Source organism: Haemophilus sp. SZY H53 (assembly GCF_054332375.1).
Map to the genome: position 1 here is coordinate 36,993 of NZ_JBTGNV010000007.1, position 15,167 is coordinate 52,159.

Below are 15,167 nucleotides of genomic sequence, written 5' to 3' on the forward strand. Positions count from 1 at the left end.
CTCCTATCGTTCTTGCGCTTTTAACCAGTCTAGCCATTGCTGTAATCCTTCTCCACTTTGAGAAGACAACTGGATAACCTCAATTGTTGGATTCACTTGTTTCGCATAAGCAATACATTTTTCCACATCGAAATTTAAGTACGGCAGTAAATCCACTTTGTTTAAAATCATTAACTTAGAAGCCGCAAACATATGTGGATATTTGAGTGGTTTATCTTCACCTTCTGTTACAGATAAAATCACTACTTTGGCATGCTCACCTAAATCAAATTCTGATGGGCAGACTAGGTTTCCGACATTTTCAATAAACATCAGACTATTTTCCTGTGGCTGCAATTTCACCAATGCATTACCAATCATTTGTGCATCTAAATGACAACCTTTACCCGTATTAACTTGAATTGCTGGCACACCGGTTTGACGAATACGATCCGCATCGTTTTCTGTTTGTTGATCGCCCTCGATCACATAACAAGGATAGTCATTTTTTAATGCATTTAACGTAGTCGTCAATAAGGTTGTTTTGCCTGAACCAGGACTTGAAACAAGATTAAGTGCCAAAATATGCTGATTCGCAAAAAAACGACGATTCATATCGGCTAATTGATTGTTGGCACCAAGAATATCTTGTTCTACTTTCAGTAATCGTTGCTGTGTTTCTTCTTGTTGCGGCGTGTCTGGCATGCGGAAGGAGGAGTGAGAAAAATTAGGTAGTTTTGTCGCATGTTGCGCATTGGAATCATGATGAACATGCGGTAATTCACCGATTCTGACTTGGTCTGGATGGCCACAGCCACAGGTTGTACACATAAGTCACCTCAATAATTTTTCGTTTATTCTGTAAATGCTTAGAATCTATGCTAATTCATGTGTGTTAGAATACCATATTCTCAATGTTAAATATATTCTTTGAAGAGAGATAAACACATACTATCAATCAGTTAGCGGGTTTTATATTCAAAAGTCAGACGACATTCTAACCAATTAAAATACTCTGCTATTTTACGGCAATTTCTTTCACTCTAAATTCTGTGCCGCTTCGACGTTGTAAACATGCACTGTGACAATGTGGACAGCAATCCTGATAGGCCTCAATCTCTACTTCCTTTTGACATTGCCAGCACCATGCTATCGCGGGTAAATGAATAAAATGTAATTGGCAATTTTCAGCAACAGTATCTTTACGCATAATTTCAAAGCAAAATTCAACCGCACTTTGCTCGACACAAGACAGTGCTCCAATTTCTAGCCAGATATCTGTCACTTCATGGATGTTATGCTTTTTCTGTTGCTGTTCAATAATTTCCATCATGTTCTGACAGAGGGACATTTCGTGCATGATTTTCTCCTTAGGATAAAAAGCAGTATGTTTTAATTCTGCTCTTTTTACTATTCATTTTCTGAGTTTCAATATTCACCCGTGTTGGCATTATACTTTATTTCAACGGCACAAAATTAATGCCACTGTGCTGCAATAAAGTGTTCATTAAATCATTATTTTGCTCAAAGTGACTACATTTACCTTTGAGCTGAATTAAGCGAAGTCTCAAGTGAGCTAATTCATGGATCCGTTTTGATACTTCTCGAATATGTCGATCTAGCAGCTCATTGATTTCCCTTTCCTGCTCTTGAGTGGCACATTGCGGATTCAGCAACATTTTGATTTCTTTTAGTGAAATATCCAAACTGCGGCAATAACAAATAAAAGAAAGTTGTTTCAAATGCTCTTCCGTATAAACACGAAAATTACCGCTCGTTCGTTTGGCGGGTTCGATTAATCCTTGCTTTTCATAGAAACGTACGGCCTCCACCGTACAGCCAACAATATTGGCTAGTTGACCAATTTTCATTTTTATAAAATTACACTTGACTCTGAAGTTACTTCATATTTTATACTTTATCATAGTATTCACATGTTAGAAAAGGAGAACTTCCATGAAAAAAACAGCATTGTTTATTACCGCACTATTCGGTGCTTCACTTGCTAATGCACATAATGTTTGGTTGGAGCCTGCTAAGGATGCAAAAGGGCAATATGTGGTTAAATTTGGTCATGAGGAAACTGAAACCTATCCTCAAAGCAAATTAAAAGTGGTACGCCTACTCGATGCTAAGGGCCAATTGCAAAATGCCACTGTAAACTTTAAGGAAGGCGAAGCACACTTTGCTGCACCAGATGCAGCCATCGCGTTTATTCGCTTTGATAATGGTGTTTGGTCAAAATTACCTAGCGGTAAATATGTCGAAAAAACCAAACAACAGGCACCTGAAGCTGTACGCAGTGTTAATCCAATCAAATTCGGTAAAGCCATTTTACACTGGGATACGCAAGCAAATAAATCACACAATATGGATTATGAATTAATCCCTCAAAGTGAACCGAAAGCGGGACAACCACTCGATATTCTCGTGTTAGTAAAAGGTAAACCTGTGCAAGGCATCAAAGTGGGGTTAGGCGAAGATCACCCATTCAACTTAACCAATGAAAAAGGTATCGCACAATTCACCCCTAAAGCGGGTTATAACAAAGTTTGGGCTGAATTTGACGAGCCAGTTAAAGAAAACCCTGACTATACCGAGCGCAGTGTTGAATATATGCTGACTTTTGATGCAAAATAATGAAAAGAGTTATATTTTTAACCGCACTTTTCACCTGGCTGTGCGCACCATCAGCATTGGCTCATAGTTTGCATGTTTTTGCACAATATGATGGACGTACAGTCTCTGGTAAAGCCTATTATTCCGATATGACCCCTGCGGCAGAAACTTATATGGAAATTTTGCAAGCAGGCCAGGACTCTCCTCTATTGGAAGGCAAAACGGATCGCGATGGGCAATTTGCCTATCCGATCAATACGACTACCGAAGGTGCCATTAAAGTGGTGATAGAAGGTGAAGAAGGACATCGAGCCTCAATTGTTGCCAACAGAGTATCTGCACAAACCACTAATAACAGTAACAATGCATTGATGTTGGTTCGCGAAGATATTTCTAAATTAAAAGACAAAATTTACCTGCACGATATTATTGGTGGTATCGGTTATATTGTTGGTATTTTTGGCTTATGGGCATTGATTAGAGCCTCAAAGATGACGCGTGCGTCGCAATCTAAGGAAAGATAATATGCATTTATCGGAAGGTGTGTTGCATACACCCGTATTGCTTGGTGGTGCAGCTGTCGCATTAGTCTGCGTAATGATTGGCCTGAAACGCCTCAATTCGCAGCAATTACCGCTAACAGCATTGTTTGCTGCTGCTTTTTTTGTTGCGGGTACCATTCATGTACCGGTTGGTATTGGTAGCGTGCATCTCATCTTAAACGGCATGGCCGGCCTGTTTCTCGGCTGGGCTGTTTTCCCTGCTTTTTTAATCGCATTGGTATTACAAGCCCTGCTATTTTCCTTCGGGGGATTTGCCGTATTAGGTGTCAATTTATGCGTAATGGCATTACCAGCCCTTCTTGTACATTGGCTATTTGCAAAAAGGCTTGAAAATGACAATTCCCGTCGCACTCAAATTACTGCAGGAATTGGAGCTGGCGTGATCGGCGTTGGCGGTTCAGCCTTGCTCGCTTCTTTAGTCTTGGCTCTAGATGGCGGTAAAGCCTACAGCGATCTAATTATGCTTCTGGTGATATCACATATTCCCGTGTTTATTGTCGACAGTATCGTCAGCGTCGGGGTGGTCTTATTGTTAAACAAAATGTATCCAACAGCGCTCAGTGTAGTGAAATGAATTTTCTTGCTATTTTTCAACCGCACTTACGATTAATTTATGTGTTTTTGTGTGGACTTATCGTCAGCACAATGACACATATTTCAACGCTTATTATCCTTAATCTGATCGTATTCAGCGGGTTACTTATTGCGCTAATACGTTATCAAAAATCCCTTGCCGGTTATTTCAAATATTGGCTAAAACTGAATTTTTTCACTTTGCTTGTTTGGTTGACCTTAAGTTGGAAAATCACCGAGCAAGGTTTAGTATTAAATCCAATGGGTATTCAGCTCGCACGGCTCATCACGCTACGCTTCAATTTGATTTTAAGTTTAACTCGCCTCTTGTTAATTGATATGAACAAGAGCCTTTTATTACAAGCATTATGTCGTTTACCATTGCCCGAAAAACTACTTCACCTATTTGTTCTAACCGTACGTTATATTTCTGTACTCGGTGATGTACATAAAAAAATGGATATGGCAATGCGCGCACGCGGATACCAGCCAAAACTTAACAGCAGAACCTTATTCATTGCATCACAACGCGTGGCATTATTATTAATTCATGCTCTCGTTAAAGCAGAAAAAACAGAAATGGCGCTAAAAGCACGTGGCTTTCAGCTGCATGATGTGAAAAAAACACAGGATAAATCTTGATGAACGTCCTCGAAGTCAAACAATTACAGATCATGCGCGACCAACGTGTGATTATTGATAACCTTTCTTTTGAGCTCCCTGAAGGTCATCGTCTTTTTTTACAAGGCGATATTGGTTGTGGGAAATCAACGCTATTACATAGCCTATTAGGGTTTATACCTTACCAACAAGGTGAGATTCGCTGGTTCGATAACACCTGCCGTCAAGAAAAAGATTTTGTACCGTTACGTGGAAAGATTGGTATCTGTTTCCAACATGCAGGCGATCAACTTTTCGGTCCAACCGTATTTGATGATGTGGCCTTTGGTCCACTTAATCAAGGATTGAACAGAGATGAAGCCTATCAAATTGCCTTGCAACAACTGGAACGTCTGAATATTGTTGGATTAAAAGATCGTTCCGTGAATACCCTATCTGGTGGTGAACAGAATTTTACTGCACTGGCTGGCGTGCTAGCGATGCAACCCAAAGTATTATTACTTGATGAACCAACCAATGGACTGGATGTAAAAAATATTGCCAAACTGACCGCACTTTTACGCGAGTTACAGTTACCAATGCTTATTGCCTCGCATGATTTACACTTTAGTGAAACGCTCGCCGATTCCTGTTTGTCTTTAGCCACAGATAATGATGGCTAAATGCGTTCATAATCATGAGAAAATAATTGAATAAAAAACGGGCGAACCATTTAAGTTCGCCCGTCATTCATTTATGACACTAATTAAGCCACAAGTGCGGTTTCTTTTAAGCGATTTTTTAATTTCGCGTATTCAGTGACCACATAGCGTTCAGCCCAGGCTTGGTCTTCAATTTTCTCAATACGAACCGCGCTATATTTGTATTCCGGCGTTCTAGAACCCGGGTTCAAATGTTCAGCGGTTAATTCGTTACATTTACCGATCCACCATTGATAGGTCATATAACAAGCGCCTTTGTTAGTACGAGTGCTCACATCCGCGCGAGAAATCACTTTACCACGCGGAGAAGCAATCCAAACCAAGTCATTATTTTTAATACCTAATTCTTTGGCATCTTGATCATTCATTTGTACGAATCCCGGCTCATCCGCTAGTGCAGCTAGAGCGCGGCAGTTACCAGTCATTGAACGGCAAGAATAGTGACCAACTTCACGCACGGTAGAGAGTACTAATGGGAATTCTTCAGAAAGCTCTTCCATCGGTGGCTCCCAATCACAAGCAAAGAACTCAGCTTTGCCATTCGGACGGTCGAAGATTTGGCCTTTATACAAGTATGTTGTACCTTGATCTTCAGGACCTTCGTCAGTACATGGCCATTGGATATAGCCCATACCTTCCATTTTTTCGTAAGTTGCCCCTTTATAAAGTGGACAAAGATCACGTAACTCATCCCAAATTTCTTTGGTATTGTTATAGTGCATTGGGTAGCCCATTGCCGTAGCAATTTCGCTAATGATCACCCAGTCATCCTTAACATCGCCGGTTGGTTCAACCGCTTTATAGAAACGTTGGAAACCACGGTCGGCGGCACTATACACCCCTTCATGCTCAGCACAAGAAGTCGCAGGTAATAAAATATCTGCTTCTGCTGCGGTTTGAGTCATGAAGATATCTTGAACAATAAGAAGCTCAACTTTCTCGAAGGCTTTTTTAACCGCATTAATATCAGGCTCAGTTTGTAATGTATCTTCACCCATGATATAGAATGCTTTAATTTTATCTTCCATGATCGCTTCAGGCACTTCACTCAACGGCACACCAGGTTTGGTTGGAATAGATGGCACGCCCCAAGCTTTCGCAAATTTTGCATTAATCTCTGGATTAGCAAAACTTTGATAGCCAGGTAATGTGTTGAATAACGCCCCCATATCGCATGCACCCTGTACGTTGTTTTGACCACGTACTGGGTTCACCCCAACATTTGGTTTACCTAAGTTACCGGTAAGCATTGCCAAGCTTGCTAATGCACGTACGGTTTCTACACCTTGACGGAATTGGCAAACGCCCATACCCCATAAGATAGTAGCGGTTTCCGCTTTCGCATAAGTGCGGGCAATTTCACGCAACATTTCAGGCTCAATACCGGTGATGTGTTGAGTGGATTCCGGTGTATAAGCTTTCACGGTTTCATAGAACGCATCGAAGTTTTCGGTGTGTTCATCAATAAATGTTTGATCTTGTAATCCTTCTTCTAAAATCACATTCATCATCGCATTCAAGAATGCCACGTTAGACCCGTTAGCAAGCGGTGCATAAATATCCGCAATACGGGCTGTTTCGATTTTACGAGGGTCACAAACAATCACTTTCGCCCCTTTTGCTTTGGCGTGGTTAATCCGACGCGCCACAATAGGATGTGAAGTGGAGGCATTATAGCCAAAAATAAATACGCATTTGGTATCTTCAATCTCAACAATTGAGTTGGACATTGCGCCGTTACCGACCGATTTGAGCAGACCTGTTACAGAAGGGCCGTGTCACACGCGCGCACAACAGTCAATGTTGTTATTTCCTAATACCGCACGGGCGAATTTTTGCATAACGAAGTTCACTTCGTTACCTGGTCCACGGGAAGAGCCCGTTACCATAATAGATTCGTTACCGTACTTTTCTTTGATTTCACTGAGACGTTTTGCTGTGTAAGAAATCGCTTCTTCCCAGCTCACTGGTGTGAATGGTTCGCCACGTTTGTAGCGGATCATCGGTTGAGTCAGGCGAGGAGTCAGGATTTTTGTATCATGCACAAAATCCCAGCCATAATATCCTTTTAGGCATAACTCCCCTTCGTTTGTCTTGCCGTTTGCACCTTCAGCTCCCACAATTTTGTTGTTTTCCACCAAAAGATGGATTTTACAACCTGAGGCACAATACGGACATACGGTAATTACTTTTTTAATAGCCATAGTAACGTCCTTATTTTAGATACAACACGAGGTTAGAGATAGAATTAGAATAATTAATTCTGGGTATATATTACACCCAAAATCAACTTATAGTCTTATAAAAAACATGGATTTATTGATATAAAACAGGTTTTCGTAATATTTTTAAAATATGTTTAGAAAATCACCCTCACTTTTTTACAAAACAGGAATCTCTTCAAGCGATCTTCCCTCTTTTAAAAAATCATACATAAATTGCACAGACTCTTTTACGCTTTCTGTCATTGGAAAACCAAAGGAAACCAGATCGGGTTGAAGCCCAACAAAAACAATTTGTTTAATATCTTGTTCCAGTTGCTCGATGAGATAATTGAGCGGCATATTATGCGTACTCATGAAAAACATTTCCGCAATGCTCTCTTTTTCAATGATTCGGATTTTGCCCGGTGCTAATTCCATATCAGCCGCATCGAAAATTAAAAGCAAATCAGGTTTCATGCCTCGCACAATATGTGCAACATTTTCCGGTGCTGAGCCACCGTCAAGTGCGGTCCAATTTGGCAATGGATTTTCATTCAATAGCTGATAGAGATAAGGGCCAGCACCGTCATCCCCCATCATGCTGTTGCCAACGGTTAAGATCACATTATTCGTCACGACGTTTCACCATAATATACATCACAGGTTCACGCTGAATTGATGCTAACGTATTCATCAGAATTTCGACCCTCTCTTGATGTTCTGGGGTGAAATTTGCTTTATTTTCATCCATCGCTTTCGCCAATAAATTGACATGGCTAGAATCAATCACGATTTCACCGAATCGTATTAAGCCGGCAAATTTACGTTTAGCATCCCCTTCTGGAAAGCTATCTACAAAACGTTGATAAGCATCGTAATCGCAAACCAGTAATTTTTTAAAACAATCAATTACGCCAACATGGTGACCTATCGCCAAAGAGTAATACATCACCTGTTTTGCTTGCTCTGGCACCTGTTCATCATTTTCGACGAAACGTTCATTTAATAAATAGAAAAAGACTTTCGTTGTCATAACATTCCCATTTTTATAGGGGCAATCACTTGCCCCATCATTAATTATCCCGAAAACGGCATACTAATCGCATGCAAACGATTGACGATTTCGCTTAAACGCGGATCGGCTTCGCGTTCTAGGTATTCACCTAAACGTACACCAAATGGCACTTTATCATTTTCTGTCATCATTGCCATAAATTGGTTAGCAATGTTGCCGCCTTGACGATAACCGGCAAGACGACGTGCTTCACGTTCAAGACTAATACGCAAATCTAACGGAATGGTTGGGAAACGCAATTTAGCTTCTGCGTTAGGATCAGCTTTTTCTTGTTTACCTTTGAGTTTTTGATCAAGCAAACCAAGTGCTACTGCGAATCCATAAATGGTCGCTGCAGGAGTTGGAGGACAGCCAGGGATATACACATCAACCGGTACAATTTGGTCAGAACCACCCCATACACAATAGAGATCGTGGAAAATACCACCGCCGCAACCGCAAGCTCCGTAAGCAATACAGATCTTTGGATCAGGCGCAGCTTGGTAAGCACGCATGGCAGGAGTGCGCATAGCACGAGTAACCGCACCGGTGAATAATAAAATGTCTGCATGACGAGGTGAAGCGACCACTTTAATACCAAAACGTTCTGCATCGAATGTTGGCGTAATGGTACTGAAAATTTCGATTTCACACCCATTACAACCGCCGCAGTCCACACGATAAACATAAGCTGAACGTTGAATATCTTTCAGCAACGTTTGTTTCATTTTGGCAATATTTTCATCAATACTAAACGGTGTTGATATGCCATTGACCGGCATTGGAATTTGTGTGTTCATCGTCTTTCGCCTCCTGCTAAAACGTTAGGTACATCAACCGCACTTTGTTCTCGTTGTTCGAGTGCTTTTTTGAAATTCAAGCGAACTGGCTCTTTAAAGTCGATTAATTTCATCCGCATGTTGGATTCCATATTCGCGGTTTTTTCTAAGCTGTGCTGACGTTTACAAACCGGACAAGTATGCAACTCTGCCAATTTTTGTTTCACTAATTCTGGTTTATCCAAAGTTTGTTTGAATAAATCAATGGTGTAATTCAGTTCTTTATAAGAAATAAACGGTTGACCACATTCCTGACAAGTTACTGTAGCAAAGGTAGTTTCTTGGAAAAGATCCTGTTTATTGGTCACTGATAGTTCAAAATCTTGTGATAAGCGAATGGCTTTGGTTGGGCAAACTTCTTCGCAACGTCCACAGAAAATACAACGACCAAGGAATAATGACCAGGTACGTTCGCCTGTCACTGGATCCGTTCTCATGGTCAACGCATTGGCTGGACAGGCAATGGTACAAGCCGCGCAGACTATACATTGATCAGAATTGAGTTCCGGTTTTCCTCTAAAATCATCATCAACTTCATAAGGTTTGAACGGATATTTGGTGGTAACATCACCGGCTTTAAATACCGTTTTTAGTAATTTAAACATTTTCCGCCTCCCCTATTTCAATGGTGAATTTTTACGTTCGATACCGTAGCGTTCAATCTCTTTATAATCCACGGTTTTCGCTTTGCGTTTACGTACATCCACCACGGTGACACGGTCGGTACAAGAATAGCAAGGGTCAAGACTACCAATAATAAGTGGCGCATCAGACACAGTGTTGCCACGCAACATATAGCGCAAGGTTGGCCAGTTAGCATAAGTGGCAGCACGACAACGCCAACGGAAAAGTTTTTGGTTGTCGCCTAGCATTGACCAGTGAATATCTTCACCACGTGGCGCTTCCGTAATCCCTAAAGCAAAACGTCCAGGCGTATAATTGAAACCTTCTTTTAAGATTTCACCACTTGGCAAATTATCCACCATGTAATCAATGATATTCATAGATTCAAATACTTCATTAATCCGCACTTTCACACGGGATAACACGTCGCCATTTGCTTCAGTGAAGAGATTGAAAGGGATATCGCCATAACCAGAGAATGGATGTACTTTACGCACATCACGCGCAAAGCCAGAACCACGAATCATTGGACCAACCGGGCTAAAGTCACGCGCGATATCTTTTGCCAAGACACCGACACCCACCGTACGTTGTTCCATATTCGGTGTATTTAATAAAATATCGGTTAAGGTTTTGAGTTCTTCACGCATTTCACCAATCAACTTGATACATTGTTCACGTTGATGTTTCAACATATCGCGACGCACACCACCGATAAGGTTAATACCATAGGTTTTACGTGCACCGGTTAGCACTTCAGCCAAGGTCATGGATTTCTCACGAACACGGAAAAATTGCATAAAACCGGTATCAAAGCCAGTAAAGTGGCTGGATAAACCTAAGTTTAATAAGTGACTGTGTAAACGTTCTACTTCTAACAAAATCGCACGGATCCATTCAGCGCGTTTTGGAATTTGAATCCCCAAAGCGCTTTCTACGGAATTGGCATACGCCACACTGTGGGTAAAACCGCAAATCCCGCACACACGGTCGGCAAGGAAGTTGACTTGGTCGTAATCCATACGAGTTTCTGCCAATTTTTCCATACCGCGGTGCACATAGAACAAACGATAGTCCGCATCAATGATGTCTTCCCCATCCACGAATAAACGGAAGTGTCCTGGTTCGTCAGAGGTGATGTGTAATGGGCCAATTGGCACAATGCGCGCTTCGCCTTTTTCGTTAATAAATTCGTATGTTTCTGTTGCCGTTGTTGGATCCGGACGTAAACGATAGTCCATGGAGTCTTTACGTAATGGATAAAGATCATCCGGCCAATCATCTGGCAACACTAAGCGGCGTTGGTCAGGTAAACCAACGGCTTTCAAACCATACATATCGAATAATTCACGTTCACCCCAAACTGCCGCTTTGACTTTTGGTGTTACTGACGGGAATTCCAAGCTGACTGGATCAACTAAGGCTTTAATGGTGACAAAGGTTTTAACCTCCCCTTCCATGGAAAGCACATAGTACACTGCATAATTGCCGTGGATTGAGCGTTCATCATTCCCGAATACTAAAGGCAACCAACCGTCATGTTGGTAATAGAGATATTCCACCACATCAGGTAACATATTCGTTTTTACGGTAAGCGTAACCTGATTGGGTGTTGACCACTCCTCGTCCAAAATGGTATTTGGAAATTTCGCATTAATTGCTTCAATATAATTTTTACCAATCATTTTGGCTGGATCGACTGATGTATTTTTAGTTAATTCCATATATTTATCCCTCCTGTCGATCATTGCGCTAAACTTTGCCAAGGTAAAATTAACATTTCACCAAAAGACACTTGTTCAGATCCGAGTACAATTCCGACCGCACTTTTTAATAACTGCAAAATTGGTTCGGCAATATGAATACCCATAATAAACATGAATAACAATAAAATTGCCATCGCCACGAGTGAAACCTTGTTCACATCCCCCACTTCAATATTATCTGGCTGTTTGCCTAATACAGTTTTTAATACCATTAAAGACAATCCAGCTAACACAATAGTGAGTAAAATTAAACAGAATACCATTAACCAAGTTTTACCTGCGTAAATACCCGCAACAGCAATACTGAATTCACTGACGAACACGTTAAATGGTGGAATACCACCTAGTGCTAATGCACCTCCGGCAAATAATACCGCTGTCATTGGTGCCACATGCCATAAACCTCGTACTTGGTTCATATCACGGGTTTTGTATTTCAATAAAATGTTACCAGAAGCACAGAACAGCAAGGTTTTCGCTAAGCTATGGTTAATGGTATGTAATAACCCAGCAAATACGCCGATTGGGCCACCTAAACCAAAAGCGAAGCTAATTAAACCCATGTTTTCAATACTGGAGTATGCCAATAAGCGTTTGATGTCGAATTGAACGATAATAAACAAGGCCGCAACCAATACAGAAAGTAAACCAAATACCAACAATAAGGTTTGAGGGTAAGTTGGACCAACTGCTTTAGAAACTAAGATGTAGTAGCGCAATACCACCAACATGGCACAGTTCAATAATACCGCAGATAAAATCGCACTCACCGGACTTGGCGCTTCACTGTGTGCATCGGATAGCCAAGTATGCATTGGAAATAGACCGCACTTAGTACCAAAGCCAACCAAAATGAAGGCAAAAGCAAGATACATGAGCATCGGATTCAAACCAGCCGCTTGCTGATTGATTTCTGTCCAGAAAATGGCTTGGCTAGGATCTGCCAAAAGATTCGTACCATTAGAGAAGGTTAAAATCGTGCCATACAATCCGAACGCGACCCCAACAGAACAAATAATGATGTATTTCCATGCGGCTTCAAGAGAAGTTTTTTGTTTGTATGTACCGACCAAGAACGCAGAACTTAATGTAGTTGCTTCAATAGCAGCCCACATCAAAATCACGTTATTGGTGATCACAGAAATAATCATAGTGAAGAAAAACAAATGCAAAAAGCCGTAATAATTGCAATATGTTTTCAAATCAAGATGCCCTTCGCGATATTCAGTACCAATATAACCGATTGAATAAATACCGGCTAATGTTCCAACAATAGCGATGAGCCCTAAGAAAATAGCAGATAGACTGTCGATGTAAACCCAGTTATTTAATGCACTGATTTCCCCCTGAGTTAGCACGCCATTAATAATTTGTAAGGCAAATGCTAACATCAAAATCAAACCTGTAACATGAAGTGCGGTACAAATTGTCCGTGCTTTTGTCACGCCACAAGCGAAACTGGCAAGTGATATTGCTAAAGGTGCGATTAATAACGCGATTATCCATTGTTCATACATAGCGTTACCCCTTCAAACTCATAAGTTGTTTTGCATCTAATGAGTGGAATGTACGGTAAATTTTGTTTACCAACACCACCATTATGATGACGGCAAAGATAGCATCTGTGGCAATTCCGATTTCCACTAACTCAGGTGCTTTATTTGCCAATAAGGCTAATGTGAGATGAGAACCGTTTTCCATCAAACAATAACCGAATACTTGTTTTACGATATTGCGTTGGCTAACAATGCACACTAAACCTAATAAGAAGTGACTTAATGACACTGATAATGCCGGTTTAAGATGCGCAACCAACGGTAAATCGATTGGGACAACGACAAAGTAGCACAATGTCACTATCACTGCTGTGATCGGGATCAACCAAGCGACATTTATTCCAGCAGGAGTTTGACTTTCATCAACTTTTTTCATCGCATAGATTAAAATCGCGGGCACCAAAACCACTTTGGTAATAAATGCGCTGATTGACCACATATAAAGTTCATGGGCTTGCATTTCATTGGCAAGATAGACAAACAGTAACACCAACACCAATGATTGCAAACTATAAAATAACGCAGCTTTTTTGGCGGTTCGAGCCATAATTACGCAAAGAGAGGTAATAATGAGTAAACACGCAAGTCCATTTATCATTAACATAGATTCCTCCTTAACCTAACCAGCCAAACCTAGCCAATATGCGGCGATAAAACTGGACACCACGGACATCACCATTAATACAACTAACACAAAACGCATAGAGAATGGTATAGGTTGTGCATTGGCAACTGCTTCTGATGGTTTACCAATGACACATTGTCCGAATTTATACAACAACCACACGAATGTCGCGGTAGATTCAACTAAAGCAAGTACCACTAACCAAGTAATCCAGCCATATTCATTGCCTAATTCAAATCCGGCCGCAAATAATGGATATTTACTGAAGAATCCATTAAATGGTGGTACCCCAGCAATAGCTAATGCTGCAACACCAAATCCTGCACCGACCACTGGCATTGTACGCATAATACCTCGTAACAATGGCATTGAGCGGGTTCCTGTCGCATAACTTAATGAACCAGCGACCAAGAAGAATAAGCTTTTCGCGAAAGCATGGTTGAAGATGTAGCTAATCGCTGCCACAAAGGCCAATTTAGAACCTAATGCAGCAAGAGAAATCCCAATGAAAATATAAGAAAGTTGGGTAATGGTGGAATACGCCAATAAACGTTTTAAGTCAGTTTGTGGCAAGTACATCAAGAAGCCGTAAATCAAGGTAATCATCGCCATGATGATGCCGACTTCACCCACAATATGTGGAATCTCACCAGCAGACATAACTGAACGAGCGAAAATATAGACCCCAACTTTAACCATTGATGCAGCGTGCAAATATGCACTCACCGGTGTTGGTGCTTCCATCGCATTTGGTAACCAAATTTGCATTGGTAATTGCGCTGATTTACCCCACGCAGCAAACATCACACCAAATAGCACGATGGTTTTCGCACTCGGATCTAAATGTTCTAATGCTGTGATGGAGAATGTACCTGATTGGCTGAACAAATAGGCTGCAGCAATATATAACCCGATTGCACCAACATGGGTAATAATCAACGCTTTCATTGCAGCGGCTTGGGCTTTTGGTGTTTGGTAATAACTGATTAATGCCCAAGAACATCCCCCAGTAATTTCGAAGAACAATAATTGTCCTGCTAAAGTTGAGGAATACACCAAGCCTGCCATGGCACCAATAAAGATGAGCAAGAAGGCATAAAAACGTGGTAACCCGTTATGTGGGTGCTCACGGTTTTTATCGGTTAAGTATCCGCAAGAATATAAGCAGATTAAGAAACCCAAGGCCACAACGGCAAAGGCAATTAATGTACTGACTGCATCAAGAGTGACACCAAAGATCGCCGTTTTATCAAAAGCGACGATGTCATAAGTGACGCTTTGATGACCATCGGCAAACCATTGCCCAGCAACTAACATGGTTCCTAACGTAGCAAGCGCTGCAAATACAGTGGCAATTTGAGCAAAGTGTTTTTTGTTCAAACCAACAATAAACGCCCCTACGAAAGGTAAAATGATTGTAATCAGAGCTAAACGTTCCATATT

The 15,167-nt window shown here is 41.1% G+C and carries 17 protein-coding genes; 5 read left to right on the top strand and 12 right to left on the bottom strand.

The window, feature by feature from the left end; translation table 11 throughout:
- Positions 1 to 3: 3 nt before the first annotated feature.
- From hypB to ACXVWB_RS07715, 3 genes are all read right to left on the bottom strand, one after another.
- On the bottom strand, positions 4 to 810 hold the full coding sequence (hypB, locus tag ACXVWB_RS07705) for a hydrogenase nickel incorporation protein HypB (protein ID WP_070590768.1): 807 nt from the start codon (positions 808 to 810) through the stop codon (positions 4 to 6).
- A 187-nt stretch (positions 811 to 997) separates the two neighbouring features.
- Positions 998 to 1,339: a hydrogenase maturation nickel metallochaperone HypA gene (gene hypA, locus ACXVWB_RS07710; protein WP_289902065.1), complete on the bottom strand. Its 342-nt coding sequence runs from the start codon at positions 1,337 to 1,339 to the stop codon at positions 998 to 1,000.
- A 97-nt stretch (positions 1,340 to 1,436) separates the two neighbouring features.
- Positions 1,437 to 1,850, bottom strand: a complete 414-nt coding sequence (locus tag ACXVWB_RS07715) for a MerR family transcriptional regulator (protein WP_128787424.1) — start codon at positions 1,848 to 1,850, stop codon at positions 1,437 to 1,439.
- A gap of 85 nt (positions 1,851 to 1,935) precedes the next feature.
- Here ACXVWB_RS07715 and ACXVWB_RS07720 point away from each other — a divergent pair, with 85 nt between their 5' ends.
- The 5 genes from ACXVWB_RS07720 to ACXVWB_RS07740 are packed head-to-tail and all read left to right on the top strand — an operon-like array spanning position 1,936 to position 5,017.
- Entirely contained in the window at positions 1,936 to 2,619 is a 684-nt protein-coding gene (locus tag ACXVWB_RS07720) for a DUF4198 domain-containing protein (protein WP_289902064.1), read from the top strand.
- The gene (locus tag ACXVWB_RS07725; RefSeq protein ID WP_289902063.1) at positions 2,619 to 3,122 is read left to right on the top strand and encodes a carboxypeptidase regulatory-like domain-containing protein; all 504 of its coding nucleotides are present in this window, start codon (positions 2,619 to 2,621) and stop codon (positions 3,120 to 3,122) included. Before ACXVWB_RS07720 ends, ACXVWB_RS07725 begins: the two co-directional genes overlap by 1 nt.
- Position 3,123: 1 nt before the next feature.
- The gene (gene cbiM / locus ACXVWB_RS07730) at positions 3,124 to 3,735 is read left to right on the top strand and encodes a cobalt transporter CbiM (RefSeq protein ID WP_289902062.1); all 612 of its coding nucleotides are present in this window, start codon (positions 3,124 to 3,126) and stop codon (positions 3,733 to 3,735) included.
- Positions 3,732 to 4,376, top strand: coding sequence for an energy-coupling factor transporter transmembrane component T family protein (locus tag ACXVWB_RS07735; RefSeq protein WP_289902061.1), 645 nt, complete (start codon positions 3,732 to 3,734; stop codon positions 4,374 to 4,376). The genes cbiM and ACXVWB_RS07735 overlap by 4 nt, the downstream gene beginning before the upstream one ends.
- Positions 4,376 to 5,017 carry an energy-coupling factor ABC transporter ATP-binding protein gene (locus tag ACXVWB_RS07740; RefSeq protein WP_049357449.1) on the top strand — a complete coding sequence of 214 codons (642 nt, stop codon included), beginning with the start codon at positions 4,376 to 4,378 and terminating at the stop codon, positions 5,015 to 5,017. The genes ACXVWB_RS07735 and ACXVWB_RS07740 overlap by 1 nt, the downstream gene beginning before the upstream one ends.
- Positions 5,018 to 5,100: 83 nt before the next feature.
- Here the strand turns inward: ACXVWB_RS07740 and fdhF are convergent, their stop codons facing one another.
- The 9 genes from fdhF to ACXVWB_RS07785 form a co-directional block, all read right to left on the bottom strand.
- Positions 5,101 to 7,254: a formate dehydrogenase subunit alpha gene (gene fdhF / locus ACXVWB_RS07745; protein ID WP_289902094.1), complete on the bottom strand. Its 2,154-nt coding sequence runs from the start codon at positions 7,252 to 7,254 to the stop codon at positions 5,101 to 5,103.
- A gap of 183 nt (positions 7,255 to 7,437) precedes the next feature.
- Positions 7,438 to 7,896, bottom strand: a complete 459-nt coding sequence (gene hycI / locus ACXVWB_RS07750; protein ID WP_289902060.1) for a hydrogenase maturation peptidase HycI — start codon at positions 7,894 to 7,896, stop codon at positions 7,438 to 7,440.
- The gene (locus ACXVWB_RS07755) at positions 7,886 to 8,293 is read right to left on the bottom strand and encodes a formate hydrogenlyase maturation HycH family protein (RefSeq protein WP_289902059.1); all 408 of its coding nucleotides are present in this window, start codon (positions 8,291 to 8,293) and stop codon (positions 7,886 to 7,888) included. Before ACXVWB_RS07755 ends, hycI begins: the two co-directional genes overlap by 11 nt.
- Before the next feature lie 44 nt (positions 8,294 to 8,337).
- Complete coding sequence (locus ACXVWB_RS07760; protein ID WP_288505530.1) at positions 8,338 to 9,114, bottom strand: NADH-quinone oxidoreductase subunit B family protein; 777 nt, start codon at positions 9,112 to 9,114, stop codon at positions 8,338 to 8,340.
- On the bottom strand, positions 9,111 to 9,758 hold the full coding sequence (locus ACXVWB_RS07765) for a formate hydrogenlyase complex iron-sulfur subunit (RefSeq protein ID WP_049357457.1): 648 nt from the start codon (positions 9,756 to 9,758) through the stop codon (positions 9,111 to 9,113). The genes ACXVWB_RS07760 and ACXVWB_RS07765 overlap by 4 nt, the downstream gene beginning before the upstream one ends.
- 12 nt (positions 9,759 to 9,770) lie before the next feature.
- Positions 9,771 to 11,501, bottom strand: coding sequence for a hydrogenase large subunit (locus ACXVWB_RS07770; protein ID WP_289902058.1), 1,731 nt, complete (start codon positions 11,499 to 11,501; stop codon positions 9,771 to 9,773).
- Positions 11,502 to 11,521: 20 nt separating this feature from the next.
- Positions 11,522 to 13,060, bottom strand: a complete 1,539-nt coding sequence (locus ACXVWB_RS07775; RefSeq protein WP_289902057.1) for a hydrogenase 4 subunit F — start codon at positions 13,058 to 13,060, stop codon at positions 11,522 to 11,524.
- 4 nt (positions 13,061 to 13,064) lie between these two features.
- Entirely contained in the window at positions 13,065 to 13,703 is a 639-nt protein-coding gene (gene hyfE, locus ACXVWB_RS07780; RefSeq protein WP_289902056.1) for a hydrogenase 4 membrane subunit, read from the bottom strand.
- A gap of 15 nt (positions 13,704 to 13,718) precedes the next feature.
- Positions 13,719 to 15,164 (bottom strand): hydrogenase 4 subunit D, encoded by a 1,446-nt coding sequence (locus ACXVWB_RS07785; RefSeq protein ID WP_289902055.1) that lies wholly within the window; start codon positions 15,162 to 15,164, stop codon positions 13,719 to 13,721.
- Positions 15,165 to 15,167: the final 3 nt, after the last annotated feature.

Bases quoted from the DNA above. Each gene is read 5' to 3' on its own strand.
- ACXVWB_RS07760 (WP_288505530.1), bottom strand. From the start codon at position 9,114: ATGAACACACAAATTCCAATGCCGGTCAATGGCATATCAACACCGTTT.
- ACXVWB_RS07725 (WP_289902063.1), top strand. From the start codon at position 2,619: ATGAAAAGAGTTATATTTTTAACCGCACTTTTCACCTGGCTGTGCGCA.
- hypA (WP_289902065.1), bottom strand. From the start codon at position 1,339: ATGCACGAAATGTCCCTCTGTCAGAACATGATGGAAATTATTGAACAG.
- ACXVWB_RS07785 (WP_289902055.1), bottom strand. From the start codon at position 15,164: ATGGAACGTTTAGCTCTGATTACAATCATTTTACCTTTCGTAGGGGCG.
- ACXVWB_RS07770 (WP_289902058.1), bottom strand. From the start codon at position 11,501: ATGGAATTAACTAAAAATACATCAGTCGATCCAGCCAAAATGATTGGT.
- cbiM (WP_289902062.1), top strand. From the start codon at position 3,124: ATGCATTTATCGGAAGGTGTGTTGCATACACCCGTATTGCTTGGTGGT.
- ACXVWB_RS07740 (WP_049357449.1), top strand. From the start codon at position 4,376: ATGAACGTCCTCGAAGTCAAACAATTACAGATCATGCGCGACCAACGT.
- ACXVWB_RS07775 (WP_289902057.1), bottom strand. From the start codon at position 13,060: ATGTATGAACAATGGATAATCGCGTTATTAATCGCACCTTTAGCAATA.
- ACXVWB_RS07765 (WP_049357457.1), bottom strand. From the start codon at position 9,758: ATGTTTAAATTACTAAAAACGGTATTTAAAGCCGGTGATGTTACCACC.
- ACXVWB_RS07720 (WP_289902064.1), top strand. From the start codon at position 1,936: ATGAAAAAAACAGCATTGTTTATTACCGCACTATTCGGTGCTTCACTT.
- ACXVWB_RS07755 (WP_289902059.1), bottom strand. From the start codon at position 8,293: ATGACAACGAAAGTCTTTTTCTATTTATTAAATGAACGTTTCGTCGAA.
- hypB (WP_070590768.1), bottom strand. From the start codon at position 810: ATGTGTACAACCTGTGGCTGTGGCCATCCAGACCAAGTCAGAATCGGT.
- ACXVWB_RS07715 (WP_128787424.1), bottom strand. From the start codon at position 1,850: ATGAAAATTGGTCAACTAGCCAATATTGTTGGCTGTACGGTGGAGGCC.
- ACXVWB_RS07735 (WP_289902061.1), top strand. From the start codon at position 3,732: ATGAATTTTCTTGCTATTTTTCAACCGCACTTACGATTAATTTATGTG.
- hyfE (WP_289902056.1), bottom strand. From the start codon at position 13,703: ATGTTAATGATAAATGGACTTGCGTGTTTACTCATTATTACCTCTCTT.